This window comes from Pseudomonas sp. PB120, assembly GCF_009761815.1.
Classification (GTDB): Bacteria; Pseudomonadota; Gammaproteobacteria; order Pseudomonadales; family Pseudomonadaceae; genus Aquipseudomonas.
This window is the reverse complement of the sequence record NZ_RWIN01000094.1, coordinates 1-13,076: the sequence shown is the minus strand read 5'-3', so window position 1 is coordinate 13,076 and position 13,076 is coordinate 1. Positions and strand designations below refer to the sequence as shown.

The 13,076-nt window shown below is 62.1% G+C and carries 10 protein-coding genes and 1 pseudogene; 7 read left to right on the top strand and 4 right to left on the bottom strand.

The window, feature by feature from the left end; all coding sequences use genetic code 11:
• Window positions 1–159: 159 nt before the first annotated feature.
• A complete protein-coding gene (locus EJA72_RS18460; RefSeq protein WP_157712847.1) occupies window positions 160–1,053 on the bottom strand; it encodes a PA4780 family RIO1-like protein kinase in 894 nt (297 codons plus the stop codon).
• Between the two features lie 379 nt (window positions 1,054–1,432).
• Between EJA72_RS18460 and EJA72_RS29780 the strand changes: the two are divergent.
• Together EJA72_RS29780 and EJA72_RS29775 are read left to right on the top strand one after the other, a co-directional pair.
• Window positions 1,433–2,521: pseudogene (locus tag EJA72_RS29780) on the top strand (cache domain-containing protein); the annotation flags it as partial.
• A gap of 90 nt (window positions 2,522–2,611) precedes the next feature.
• Window positions 2,612–3,379, top strand: coding sequence for a methyl-accepting chemotaxis protein (locus EJA72_RS29775; RefSeq protein ID WP_372240718.1), 768 nt, complete (start codon window positions 2,612–2,614; stop codon window positions 3,377–3,379).
• A 102-nt stretch (window positions 3,380–3,481) separates the two neighbouring features.
• Here the strand turns inward: EJA72_RS29775 and EJA72_RS18450 are convergent, their stop codons facing one another.
• A complete protein-coding gene (locus EJA72_RS18450) occupies window positions 3,482–4,273 on the bottom strand; it encodes a helix-turn-helix transcriptional regulator (RefSeq protein WP_157712845.1) in 792 nt (263 codons plus the stop codon).
• Window positions 4,274–4,463: 190 nt separating this feature from the next.
• Window positions 4,464–5,741 (bottom strand): acetyl-CoA C-acetyltransferase, encoded by a 1,278-nt coding sequence (locus EJA72_RS18445; protein ID WP_157712844.1) that lies wholly within the window; start codon window positions 5,739–5,741, stop codon window positions 4,464–4,466.
• Window positions 5,742–5,989: 248 nt separating this feature from the next.
• On the opposite strand from EJA72_RS18445, the gene EJA72_RS18440 reads away from it, so the two are divergent.
• The 5 genes from EJA72_RS18440 (at window position 5,990) to EJA72_RS18420 (ending at window position 12,656) form a co-directional block, all read left to right on the top strand.
• Window positions 5,990–7,342: a 3-oxoacyl-ACP reductase gene (locus EJA72_RS18440; RefSeq protein ID WP_157712843.1), complete on the top strand. Its 1,353-nt coding sequence runs from the start codon at window positions 5,990–5,992 to the stop codon at window positions 7,340–7,342.
• A 2-nt stretch (window positions 7,343–7,344) separates the two neighbouring features.
• Complete coding sequence (locus EJA72_RS18435) at window positions 7,345–8,199, top strand: MaoC family dehydratase (protein WP_157712842.1); 855 nt, start codon at window positions 7,345–7,347, stop codon at window positions 8,197–8,199.
• Between the two features lie 367 nt (window positions 8,200–8,566).
• Window positions 8,567–8,962, top strand: a complete 396-nt coding sequence (locus tag EJA72_RS18430) for a DUF6124 family protein (RefSeq protein ID WP_157712841.1) — start codon at window positions 8,567–8,569, stop codon at window positions 8,960–8,962.
• A 391-nt stretch (window positions 8,963–9,353) separates the two neighbouring features.
• The gene (locus EJA72_RS18425; protein ID WP_157712840.1) at window positions 9,354–10,847 is read left to right on the top strand and encodes a collagen-like triple helix repeat-containing protein; all 1,494 of its coding nucleotides are present in this window, start codon (window positions 9,354–9,356) and stop codon (window positions 10,845–10,847) included.
• A 138-nt stretch (window positions 10,848–10,985) separates the two neighbouring features.
• A complete protein-coding gene (locus tag EJA72_RS18420; protein WP_157712839.1) occupies window positions 10,986–12,656 on the top strand; it encodes a ShlB/FhaC/HecB family hemolysin secretion/activation protein in 1,671 nt (556 codons plus the stop codon).
• Here the strand turns inward: EJA72_RS18420 and EJA72_RS29030 are convergent.
• A partial coding sequence (locus tag EJA72_RS29030; RefSeq protein WP_218574373.1) for a hypothetical protein occupies window positions 12,640–13,076 on the bottom strand: 437 nt, incomplete at its 5' end. The genes EJA72_RS18420 and EJA72_RS29030 overlap by 17 nt on opposite strands.

The window sequence follows — 13,076 nt, the reverse complement described above, 5'->3', positions numbered from 1 at the left end:
GATAGCGGTGGGTCAGTCGATACTTATGCCACTGGCCCACCGCTATCGCGAGCAGGCTCGCTCCCACAGTTGATTGCCCACAGTAGATCTTCCGTGCCTGGAGATTTTGGTATGAACACCCACAAAAAACCCGGCCGAAACCGGGTTTTTTTTAACCGATCACTGCATCCAGGGCGGAGGCGGTTCTTCGGTTTTGCCGGAGGGCGCATCATCCGCCGCCCGAATCGCTTGCTTGCGCTCTTCATCGAGGCGCGCGGCCTCGATCTCGCGCATGATCCCGCCCACGTCGGCCAACTCTTCCGGCTCGTCGAACTCGCCGGTCAGGATGCTGGCCGGGTGCAAGGTGCCGGCTTCGTACAAGGCCCACATTTCCTTGGCGTACCGGGTCTTTTTCAACTCCGGGGCAAAGCGTCCGAAGTAGGAAGCCATGTTGCCCACGTCCCGCTCCAGCATGTTGAACGCGTGGTTGTTACCCGCCGCGTCCACCGCCTGAGGCAAGTCGATGATGACCGGGCCGTCCGGGGTCAACAGCACGTTGAACTCCGACAGGTCACCGTGCACCAGACCGGTACACAACATCAGCACGATCTGCGAAATCAGGAACGCGTGATATTCGCGCGCCTGGTCCGGCTCCAGCACCACGTCGTTCAGACGCGGCGCGGCATCGCCGTATTCGTCGGCCACCAACTCCATCAGCAGTACGCCTTCGAGGAAGTCATACGGCTTGGGTACCCGCACACCGGCACCGGCCAGACGGAACAGGGCTGCCACTTCGGCGTTCTGCCAGGCGTCTTCGGTTTCTTTCTTGCCGAACTTGGAACCCTTGGCCATCGCCCGGGCCTGACGGCTGTTGCGTACCTTGCGGCCTTCCTGATATTCGGACGCCTGACGGAAACTGCGTTTATTCGCCTCCTTGTAGACCTTCGCGCAACGTAACTCGTTGCCGCAGCGCACCACATAAACAGCTGCTTCTTTACCACTCATGAGTGGGCGCAGCACCTCGTCGACCAGACCGTCCTCGATCAGGGGTTCAATGCGTTTTGGAGTCTTCATCAGCTTTTATTGTGGGTCCTTTATTACCAAACACGCGAAAGTCATTCGTTATACGGCAATCCACTCGTTCGGGGGAGGGGTTGCCGACCTATGAACGTCATGAAGCACACACTGTGCCGGATTTTTGGGTCATCCACGGGTATTTTCCGCAGACGCTAACACCTGATTTCATACCCTTCGCAGGATTTTTCTCAATCGCCCTCAATTTCCGCCTCAACCAGCCGAAGTCATCAGTGACAAAAGTATTTGTCCGACAATCGTTCCTACAGAAAAAACGACTGCGCACTCACGGACCCGAGTTGAACCCTAACGTTTTCGGCTGCCAATAATCCGCGAGTCATCTGCACTGCGTGGGCCTACAAGAAAATCTGGAGCGCGGATGAACATCAAACAAAAGTTGACCTGGGCGTTTGCAATCATCGCCTGCCTGCCGGTGGTGCTGGTGGCCACCCTCGTTGTGTTGAATTTGCGCAGCGATGCCAAGGACGAATTCGTCGACAGCAGCGCCCGCGAAATCCGTCAGGTCAGCAACGCCATGCAGCTGTTCTTTGACGGCATCAGCCAGAACGTCGAGTACCTGGCCAAGCAAGCCGTGATCAAGAACTCCGACGACAGCCTCAAGACCTACATGAGCGCCAACGCCGAGAGCGTTCCTCAGGGCGAGATGGACAAAAAAGTCTTCGCCTTCCTGCAAGAGTTGGGCAATAGCCATCCGTCCTACGCCTACGCCATCCTCGGCACAGCAGCGGGCGGTTATGTGTCGTGGCCTGACGATGCCAAGCTGGCCAACTACGATCCACGCCAGCGCCCGTGGTACAAGGCCGCCCAGGCCAAGCCGGGCAAGCCGTTCCGTACCGAGGCCTATTACTGGGCCGAAAACGATACGTCCTATGTCAGCACCGTGCGCACCATCGACAACAAGCTGGGCTCCAACGGCGGCGTGGTCAGCATCGACGTGTCGCTCAAGCAGCTCACCGAACTGGTCAAACAGATCAAACTTGGCGAGTCGGGTTACCTGATGCTGCTGGAAAACTCCGGCACCGTGCTGGTCGATCCGAAGCAACCGGAACACAACTTCAAAGCCCTGAGCAGTCTCGGCGAAGGCTATGCACAACTGGCCAAGGCCGGCAAAGGCCTGGTGGAAGTTGAGTTGAACGGCGAGCGCTACATGGCCAACGTCTGGCCGTCGGAGCAACTGGGCTGGACCTTCATCGGCCTGATCAAACAGAACGACGTGATGAGCTCCGCGACCCAACTGACCTGGTTGATCGCCATCATCGCCGCCGTACTGGCCGTGGTGTTCGCCATCGTCGGCGCCAGTTTCGCCAGCGTCATCGTGCGGCCGATCCGCAGCGTGGCCGATGGCCTGGAAGGCATCGCCCAAGGTGAAGGTGACTTGACCAAAAACCTCACCATCCGTGGCAGCGACGAAACCGCGCAGCTGGCCAGCTGGTTCAACCAGTTCCTGGCGGCGATCCGTAACCTGATCCAGAGCATTGGCGGCGCGGCGACCAAGATCCTCGCGACCTCCAAGAGTTCGACCCAGGTCTCCAGCGACATGGCCGAAGCAGCCGGGCGTCAGCGCGAAGCGGTGGACATGGTGTCCACGGCGTTCCACGAAATGGTCGCCACCGCCAACGAAGTCGCGCGCTCTTGCAGCCAGGCAGCGGAGTCGGCCGACAGCGGCCAGCGTCAGGCCCGCGAAGGCCAGCAGCAGATTGATGCGGCCGTGACCAGCGTCGATCGCCTGAGCCAGGAAATCGAACAGTCGGCGCAGTCGATGCAACAGCTTGAGCGCGACAGCAACGACATTCAGTCTATCCTCGGGACCATTCGTTCGATTGCCGAACAGACCAACCTGCTGGCGCTCAACGCCGCCATTGAAGCAGCGCGGGCCGGCGAGCAGGGTCGCGGGTTTGCGGTGGTGGCCGACGAAGTACGGGCACTGGCCAAGCGCACCGCCGATTCCACGGCGGAAATCGACGGCCTGCTCGGCAACCTCGCCAAGCGCACCAGCCAAGTGACGCAGCAAATGCACGCCAGCCTGGAAGTGTCGCAGCAGTCGGTGACGCGTATCGGTGAAGCACGCAGCAGTTTCGGGCTGATTCGTGAGTCGGTGGACGTCATCCGCGACATGAACACCCAGATCGCCACGGCGGCGGAACAGCAGCATCAGGTGGCAGAAGACATCAATCGGCACATCAGCCAGATTCATGGCGATGCGCAGCTGGTGGCGGAACTGGCTCAGTCGGCGCGGCTGGATTCGCAGAGCCTGGCAGGGTTGTCCAATGAGCTGGACGGGTTGGTTCGCCGTTTCAGGACCTGATCCAGAATCCCGGTGGCCGCTTTGCGGCCAATCGCGAGCAGGCTCACTCCTACAGGGTTTTGCATTGCCTTTGTAGGAGTGAGCCTGCTCGCGATGAGGCCGTCACTGCCGAAACAACTCTCCGGGCGTAAACCCGAACAACCCCTTGAACGCCGCAATAAACGCCGACGTCGAGTCATACCCGCAAGACAACGCCGCATTCGTCACGCTGTCGCCCTCCTCCAGCAAACTCAACGACGACAACAACCGCGCTCGCTGGCGCCAGCCGCGAAAGCTCAACCCGGTTTCGCGCTGAAACAGGCGCATCAGGGTTTTCTCCGACGTCCCCAATCGCTGCGCCCAATCCTGCAAGGTCACGTTGCGCTCAGGGTTTTCGATCAGTTCGTTGCACAGCCCCAGCAGCCGCTGATGCCGAGGCAGCGGCAGGGAAAAACCGACCTCCGGCAGACTCGCCAACTGGTCCAGCAGCACATTCACCAGCCGTGACTCCGGGCTGTCGCCCTGTGGATACTCCACGGGGAGCACGCAAAAACTCTTGATCAGCTCCCGCGCCAGCGGGGTCACTTCCAGCACCCGGCAACGACCGTCCGCCCATTCACACGCTTCGCGGCGCACGTAGAGGCTGCGCATCTCGGCGCGCATCGAGGTCACGACCTGGTGCTCGAGGTCCGCCGGTATCCAGATGCCCCACTGCGGCGGCGCAAAAAAACTGCCCTCGGCGGTGTGCACGCCGAGAACGCCGCTGATGGCGTAGGAAAACTGCACCCAGTCGTGGCGATGCGGCGGCGTCCACGATCCGGCGTTGAGGCTTTCCGCCCGCGCGAACAGTGGGCGCGGCAGCGACGTGAGAGTTGGAATCGTCCGTTCGAGGGAAAGTTGTCCGTTAGTCGCCATTGATGGGCCTTGTGTCGCTTGGCTGATGGGGCGACGTTAGGCCAAGTCACCTCCGTATTCAACGCTGATCCCACCTGTAGGAGCGAGCTCGCTCGCGATGGACTCAAGTGCGCCACGTTTAGCCAGTAAGCACGCGCCATCGTTAACGACCATCGCGAGCGAGCTCGCTCCTACAGGAAACTTTTCATCTTCAGCGCTCAATGATTGCCGTGACGCCTTGTCCGCCCGCAGCACAAATCGAGATCAGGCCCCGGCCCTTTCCGGCGGCGTCCAGCAACTTCGCCAGGTTGGCGACAATGCGCCCGCCGGTGGCCGCAAACGGATGACCGGCGGCCAATGAACTGCCTTTGACGTTGAGGCGACTGCGGTCGATGGAGCCCAGCGGCGCATCAAGCCCGAGCCGGGTTTTGCAATATTCCGGGTCTTCCCAGGCTTTCAACGTGCAAAGCACCTGCGCCGCGAACGCCTCATGGATTTCGTAGTAATCGAAGTCCTGCAACGTCAGGCCGTTGCGCGCCAGTAATCGTGGCACTGCATACACCGGCGCCATCAACAGCCCTTCGGCGCCGTTGACGAAATCCACCGCCGCCGCCTCGCCGTCACGCAGGTACGCAAGGATCGGCAGACCGCGCTCCTTTGCCCATTCCTCACTGCCCAGCAACACCAGCGATGCGCCGTCGGTCAGCGGTGTGGAGTTGCCCGCCGTCAGCGTGCCCTTGGCGCTTTTCTCGAAGGCGGGTTTGAGTGAGGCCAGTTTTTCCAGGGTCAGGTCCGGGCGCAAGTTGTTGTCCCGGGTCAGGCCGAGAAACGGCGTCATCAGGTCGTTGTGCCAGCCTTCGGTGTAGGACGCGGCCAGTTTCTGATGACTTTCCAATGCCAGTTGATCCTGATCGGCACGCGCAATGTGCCACGTCTGCGCCATTAACTCGCAATGCTCGCCCATCGACAACCCGGTTCGCGGCTCACCGTTGCGTGGGAATTCCGGGATGAGGTGACGCGGGCGAACCTGCAAAAAGGTTTTCAGTTTGTCGGCGGTGGTTTTCGCACGATTGGCTTGCAGGAGGATTTTGCGCAACCCTTCGTTGATGCCGATCGGCGCATCAGACGTGGTGTCGACGCCGCCAGCGATGCCGCAGTCGATCTGGCCGAGGGCGATTTTATTCGCCACCAGCAGCGCCGCTTCCAGGCCGGTGCCGCAGGCTTGCTGGATGTCGTACGCCGGGGTGGTCGGCGACAGCCGCGAACCGAGCACGCATTCGCGGGTCAGGTTGAAGTCCCGGGAATGCTTGAGCACCGCGCCGGCCGCCACTTCGCCCATGCGCAAACCGTGCAGGTTGAAGCGCTCGATCAGGCCTTCGAGTGCAGCGGTGAGCATCGCCTGGTTACTCGCCGTGGCGTACGGCCCGTTGGAGCGAGCGAAGGGGATCCGGTTACCACCGATAATCGCGACGCGGCGCAGCTGGGTCATGAAAAGCTCCTGTTGAAATATTTGAAGGCACAATCAATCCCTGTAGGAGCGAGCTTGCTCGCGATGGCGGTGGGTCAGTCGATATTCATGTCACTGAACCACCGCTATCGCGAGCAGGCTCACTCCCACAGGGTCTGCGTCCCCCCGCAAGCCTTGCTACAAACTACTGTAGGCCTTATCTCATGGATCGAACGACTGATTACCAATCGTGGTCCACACTTTGAACCCCAGCTGCTGGAGCGCGTTCCATGTCTGACCGCTATATCGACTTCGCCAATTCATCCATCGGCCATCGTCTGGTCGGGGCCCTGGGTCTGCCGTCGCCGGTGCGGCTGGAGCGCTGGCAGGCCGGTCGGCTGCGACCGGTCGAAGGGGCGCTGCTGATCGGCGGCGGTGCGCTGGCGGAAAAGGTCAGCGCCTTCGCCAATCGCCTGACCGATGCGATTTACAGCTACGGCACCGAGCCCTCACTGGCCACCCCGTGGATTCCCGGCCACGGCCCCAAACTCAAAGCCGTGGTGTTCGACGCCAGCGAACTGCTGCAAACCGATCAACTCAAACAGCTGCGCGAATTCTTCCAGCCGCTGATGAAAAACCTCGATCACAGCGCGCACCTGGTGATTCTCGGGCGTGCGCCGGACACCTTGCGCGACCCGTTTGCCGCCAGTGCGCAACGGGCCATTGAAGGGTTCAGCCGTTCGCTGGCCAAGGAATTGCGCAGCGGCGGCACGTTGCAACTGATCCATGTCGGCGAAGGCACCGAGGATCAACTGGAAGGGCCGCTGAGGTTTTTCCTCTCGCCAAAAAGTGCGTTCGTGTCCGGGCAAGTGATTCGCCTGAACGCCTGCGACACCCAGGTCACGGACTGGACGCGCCCGCTGTCCGGGCGCAAGGCACTGGTCACCGGCGCCGCACGCGGCATCGGCGCCTCCATCGCCGAAACCCTGGCCCGTGATGGCGCCGACGTGATCCTGCTCGACGTGCCGCAAGCCAAGACCGACCTCGAAGCCCTCGCCGCCCGTCTCGGCGGGCGCAGCGTCACCCTGGACATTTGCGCCGAAGACGCCGCCGCGCAGCTGATCGAACAGCTGCCCGACGGCCTCGACATCGTGGTGCATAACGCCGGCATCACTCGCGATAAAACCCTGGCCAACATGACCCCGGAATTCTGGGACGCGGTGCTCGCCGTCAACCTCAATGCGCCACAGGTGCTGACCAAGGCCTTGCTCGACAACGGCACCTTGCACGACAACGGCCGGGTGATTCTGTTGGCGTCCATCAGCGGCATCGCCGGCAATCGCGGGCAAACCAATTACGCGGCGAGCAAGGCCGGGCTGATCGGGCTCGCCCAGGCCTGGGCGCCGCTGCTCAATGAACGTGGTATCAGCATCAACGCAGTGGCGCCGGGCTTCATCGAAACGCAGATGACGGCGCACATTCCGTTCGCCCTGCGCGAAGCCGGTCGTCGCATGAGCTCGCTGGGCCAAGGCGGCCTGCCGCAAGACGTCGCCGAAGCCGTCGCCTGGCTGGCTCAACCCGGCACGGGCGCCTTCACCGGGCAAGCGTTGCGGGTCTGCGGGCAAAGTGTTCTGGGGGCATAAACATGAACATCGACTGGCACACGCTGGACAGTGAACCGAGCCTGCCCGGGCTTTACGCGAGGGCCGCGACCCGGCGCAAAATCACCGGCACCACCCTCCCCGATTCGGGTTTGCGCTGCTGGGTCGATGTCGATCCCAAGCGCCTGGCGGCCTATCGCAAAGTCTGCGAATTTGCCGACAACGGCTTGCTGCCGCCGACCTACCCACACATCCTCGCCTTTGCGTTGCAGATGCAATTGCTCACCGCAAAAGACTTTCCGTTTCCGTTGCTGGGCCTGATTCACCTCAGCAATCGCATCCGGGTGTTTCGCCCGATGGGCGGGGTGGGACGGGTGCGCGTCAGCGTGAAGGTGCAGAACCTGCAACCCCACGCCAAAGGCGCAACGTTCGACCTGGTGACCACACTCGATGATCAGTTGGGCGCGCTCTGGGAAGCCGAAAGCCAGATGCTCTGTCGCGGCGTCAAGCTCGAAGGGGAGCCGGTCGAGGACGCCATGACCTCGACCCTGCCGCTGATCGAAGTCACGCGATGGAAAGCGCCGGCCGATATCGGTCGCCAATACGCCAAAGTGTCCGGCGATTACAACCCGATTCACCTGAGTGCTGCCAGCGCCAAACTGTTCGGCTTCCCGACGGCCATCGCCCATGGCTTGTGGAACAAGGCGCGCACGCTCGCCGCGTTGGCCGATCACCTGCCGACAGCCAATGTCGAGATCGCCGTGCAGTTCAAAAAACCGGTGCGGCTGCCCAGTGAAGTGACGTTGCTGGCCAGTGCGGCGGGTTCCAGCGGGGACTTTCAGTTGGTGGGTGCGGGGGATCTGGAGCACATGGTCGGACATTGGCGGCCGGTGGCCTGACGATTTTAGAATCAGCCCGAAGTCACGTGTTTAAAAGCGCTCGAGGTTACGTCCCGAGAGCTACAACACCTTGCGCCATTGCCTACGGCTACGCCAGAATCGGCCGGCTTGTGCGCCTTGGGGGCGGTCGGTAACTTGGTTCTCGTCACTGCCCATCAGTGATCGGGTTTAGTCGCCCGCTGGAATTGAACGTGCACAGGCGTCTGTCAGCCAGGTATTCCCTACCTGCATTTGATGGTGGCTGTGCGTAGGGCACCTTCGGGTGCGCCGGCTTCTTCAATTCCCCGGTCCGACTAACCTGCGTACAGCTGCCACCCCTTCGTTTAGTCGGCGAAGTGTTGCCAGCCTCACCCGAGGAATTGAAGACATGTTTAAAGTAACGCCCAACCCACCCGACACCGACCCAATCTCCCCCTACGAAAGCCCCGAATCCAACAAACTCAACGACGCCGCCGAGCGCGCCCTCGATCACCATTTTCCGCCAACCGAACAAAAGCCCACGAATCGCAAGGGCCAACTCTTCAGCGTCTGCCCCGGCATCAACACCGAAGCCCTCCTGGCCAATGCCTCCGAAGACCTGCTGTCCATCAGCGCCATCGCTGCCGACCTCGCCGATGATGTCGACGGCTCACGCCGCTCCGTAGCCCTGGCGCTCAGCCGCATGGCCGATGGGGTGCATTTGTTGGTGGAGCGAGCGCTGGATCATCTGGATGAACCGGACATGGCCGCGGTGCTCGCCAGGAAACACCGTCGGGCCGGTTAATCTGCGAAGCAAAAAAAATGGGCGAGCCAATGTGATTGGCGCGCCCATTTTGCTTCCCGCTCACCCGCGAAACGGAAATTGGTGAGCATTACGGATGGTCAATTGTGTGTATCACCTAAGTTTTTCCGCCGACGGCCAACCGCCCGGCAAAAACTTTCGCCCGTTGATTTCAAACGAATTCCCCTCCCGCCACGTCCCGAACTTATACCCAAGGCATTAGTCCTCGGGCAGCCTGCGCGGGCCCGTATCCAAGGGGTTAATACCAACTTGAGAATGGCGCCTCAGAGCCCTTGCGAGTGTCATGGGGGCAACGGACGAAGGCATTGCCGGCGACAGAACCGGCGAGCCATCGAAGACAACGACGTTGTTAACGGTGCAAGGGATCTCAATCATGAACACTCACGTGTGGTGCAAGTCGGCAACAGCAGTGGCGCTCATCCTGTCTCTCGGCCTGGCCGGTTGCAGCAGTGGCGGTGGCGGTCATCACAGCAGCTCCGGCAGTTCGTCGCCGGACAATGCGAGCACCGCTGGTAATGGCGGCACGGGCGGTAGCACCGGAGGCGCGGGCAGCGCGGGCGGCACCGCGGGGACCGGTGGCACTGGTGGTACCGGTGGCACTGGCGGCACAGACCCCGCCAACCCGGGAAACCCTGGCAACCCCACCACCCCCACCGTCACCCCGTTGGTGACCACCACACTGGTGCAGGACATCGGCAAAACCGTCAGTGGCGCCGGCGATGGCGTGGGTCAGTTGGGCGACTCGCTCAGTACCGTTCCCGTGGTCGGCGGTGTCGTGCAAAGCGCGGTGAACACCACCGGCAATGTGGTCACTACCCTGGGTGACGGCCTGGCCAACGGCGTCGGCAAACTGGGCACCGACCCTAACGGTCTCGGCGTCACAGCCTCTGCGGTGGGCGGCGTGGTGCAGGATGTCGGCAACGGTGTGTCCGACGTCAGCGGCAAGCTGGCCACCGCCACCAACAGCATCCCGGTCGTCGGCGGCGTGGTGACCAAAGTCGCGCCGGTGCTCGATGGCGTGGGCCAGAAAGTCACCATGCTCGGCGACACCCTTAGCACCGCCACCACCACCGGTCCGCTGGGCTCGGTGACCAAAGAAGTCGGCAGCAAACTGGTGCCGGTGATCGCCATGGTCGAGAGCACCACCGACAAGGTCGGCGACGCAACCGGCCTGGGTGATCCGCTCAACGGCGTGATCAAGAAAGTCGGCGACACTGTGGAAGGCGTGGGCGACAAAGTCACCGATGCCGGCAACGGCAACGCATTGACCAACACCGTCGGCGGCGCGTTGAGCAACACCGGCATAGCGGCCGGCAAGGCTGGCGGCCTGGTGTCCAACGGCACAGGGTCGGGCACCGGCGGCGGCCTGGGCGGGAATGGCCTGCTCGAAACCGTCGGCGGCGCCGTCGTCAACGTCAGCAACGGTTTGAACATCGGCAACAGCAACGGCGTGGTCAGCTCGGTGGGCGTGAACGGGGTTGCGGGCGGCAATCTTGTGGCGACTGTCGGCGGCGCATTGGGCGGCAGCGGGGTGGCCAACACCGGTCCGACCGCAGCCCTGGGCAACCTGGGTGTGTCGGTCGGCGCAGCGCTCAACCCAGTCACCAGCGCGGTATCCGGCGTGACGCAAAACATCGGCGCCGCCACCGGCATCGGCGCCCCCGTTGCGGGCCTGACCGGCCAGGCCGGCGGCGCAGTCGCCAACCTCGGCACCGCGATTGCCGGCAGCAACGCCAACCCTGTGGTCGCGGCACTCGGAAACACCGTCACCACCGTGGGCAATACCGTCGGCTCGGTCGGTGGCCTGGTCAACGGCACGACCAGCGGCACAGGCGGCCTGCTGGGTGGCTTGGGAAAAACTCGCTGAACTTGCACGTGGCCGGTTAGACGGCCTCACCTACAGCGCCTACGCTTGGTTGAGGGCGGAAGATTCACCTGAGTCTTCCGCTTTTTGTTTGGAGCATGACGCCCCAAACACAGCAGTGCGTTAAACAGGGAGTGTCTTATGCGCGTTATGCCTTGCTTGCTGCTTCTGACCGTCAGTTCCTGCTCACTCGCCGATACCCTTCCCAGCTTCCTCAACAGCAACGAAACCATCCGCAACCTGCCGGTGCCCAACCTTCCCGCCGATGCGTATCGCCCCACCGCCGCACCGCTGCAGGTGCCGGAGCCCGGCGCGACACAGGCTCAACCGTTGCTGATGGGCACCAAGATCACCCTGAAAACCGTGCAGATCGAAGGCGGGACGATTTACCCGCTCAGCGAATTGGCCGCGCTTTATCAACCCCTGCTCGGCCATGAAACCAGCCTCGCCGACCTGATCGAAACCACCCGCAACGTGACCCGCCGTTACCAGCAGGATGGCTACCTGCTGTCCTACGCCTTTCTGCCTCAACAGTCGTTCGACAACGGCGTGGTGCGCGTGGTGTTGGTGGAGGGTTACATCAAGGATTTCCAATTGCAGGGCGACGTCGGACGGGTCAAAGGCCTGCTCGACAAACTGGCGGCCAAACTCCAGGCCGAACGCCCGCTGACACGCAAAACCTTCGAACGCTACACCACGCTGATGAGCCGCATTCCCGGTGTGACCCTGCAGGCGCAAGCACCACCACCGGGCACCACCGACGGCGCGACGACCCTCGTCGCCCAGGCCAGCCGAAAACCCTTCACCAGCACCCTCAGCACCACAGAAGACAACCGCAACGGCACCCAGGCGTTGCTCGGCGTGAGCAGCAATTCGCAAACGTCCATGGGCGAGCAGTTGAGCCTCAGCGGACTGTTTCCACCGGGGGATGACCACGAGCATTACTACCGGCTGGACTACAACCAATTCCTCAATGCCGAGGGCACCCAACTGGCCCTGTCCGCCTCACGCTACCGCGCCGACCCCGGCACCAACGTGCAACTGGACAACGGCCTGGAGCTCAAGCCACACCGCGAAAACGACCGCTATTCCATCGGCTTCAATCACCCCGTGATCGCCGCGCCCAACGAACTGCTGAACGCCGGCGCGCGGTTGTACGCGGTCAACGACAAGACCCGCTACAGCGTCGTCGGCTTCCCGCTGACCGTCGAAGAACACACCGACACCCGCGCCCTCGCCGCCGAAAGCGACTGGCGCAAGGCCGACGAAAAACAACTGCGCATCCTCAGCGGCGGGCTGTACCAAGGCATCGACGGCATGGGCGCCAACACCAACAACAGCGCCCTGGACCTCGACTTCTTCCGGCTGCGGCTATCGGGGGTGCAGAGCGACAAATTCTTTGACCACTGGCAAGGCGTGCTCTCGGCGGCGCTGTACTGGAGCGACGACAGCCTGCCCGACAGCGAGCGCGCCGTCTTCGGCGGACAAAACTTCGGTCGCGGCTACCCCGATGATCAGGCCTCCGGCGACAAGGGATGGGGGGTGGCGTATGAGGTGAACTACAGCTTCAATCGAGCAGGCAACTGGGTAAGGATTCTGCAACCGTATGTGGTACTGGACCGCGCCAAGACCTGGTTCAACGAACTGCCGGTCCAGGGTAATAACCTGTCCTCGGCGGCGGTGGGATTACGGTTTGGGGATGCCAAGTACTACAACATCGCGCTGGAAGTGGCCAAGGCGATGTCGGATGAAGCGCTGGATACGTTTAATCGTCGGCCGCGGTACAGCATTAGTTTCAGTTATCAGTTGTAGGTGAGGTGGTGGGAATATTTGGAAGGAAGGGGTTGTCAGGTGGGACGCTATCGACAGTAGGAGCGAGCTCGCTCGCGATGGTCGTGAACGATGACGCGGGATGTCTGAAATAACGCGTTGCCTGCACGTTTTTCGCGAGCAAGCTCGCTCCTACAAAAGAGCGAAGAGCAAAGAGCAAAGAGCAAAGAGCAAAGAGCAAAGAGCAAAGAGCAAAGCAGGTTGCGCACACGCACCGCTCTTCACCACTCAACAGGCCGAGTGTCAGCTCGCCTGCCGCTTTTGATTTTGATCTGCCCGCCCCGTCGGGAGGCTGAGTGGAGGTGTTCATCCGGGGAGTGGCGCGCAGCGCCGTTCGACGCAGTCGAACACGCTGCATGTAGGTGCAGCGAAGCCAACCGGAGGGCAGTGTCCCCGGATGAA

Coding starts and splice junctions, on each gene's coding strand:
- EJA72_RS18450 (WP_157712845.1), bottom strand. CDS start 4,273: ATGGCGACTAACGGACAACTTTCCCTCGAACGGACGATTCCAACTCTC.
- EJA72_RS18460 (WP_157712847.1), bottom strand. CDS start 1,053: ATGAAGACTCCAAAACGCATTGAACCCCTGATCGAGGACGGTCTGGTC.
- EJA72_RS18435 (WP_157712842.1), top strand. CDS start 7,345: ATGAACATCGACTGGCACACGCTGGACAGTGAACCGAGCCTGCCCGGG.
- EJA72_RS18440 (WP_157712843.1), top strand. CDS start 5,990: ATGTCTGACCGCTATATCGACTTCGCCAATTCATCCATCGGCCATCGT.
- EJA72_RS18445 (WP_157712844.1), bottom strand. CDS start 5,741: ATGACCCAGCTGCGCCGCGTCGCGATTATCGGTGGTAACCGGATCCCC.
- EJA72_RS29775 (WP_372240718.1), top strand. CDS start 2,612: ATGGCCGAAGCAGCCGGGCGTCAGCGCGAAGCGGTGGACATGGTGTCC.
- EJA72_RS18430 (WP_157712841.1), top strand. CDS start 8,567: ATGTTTAAAGTAACGCCCAACCCACCCGACACCGACCCAATCTCCCCC.
- EJA72_RS18420 (WP_157712839.1), top strand. CDS start 10,986: ATGCGCGTTATGCCTTGCTTGCTGCTTCTGACCGTCAGTTCCTGCTCA.
- EJA72_RS18425 (WP_157712840.1), top strand. CDS start 9,354: ATGAACACTCACGTGTGGTGCAAGTCGGCAACAGCAGTGGCGCTCATC.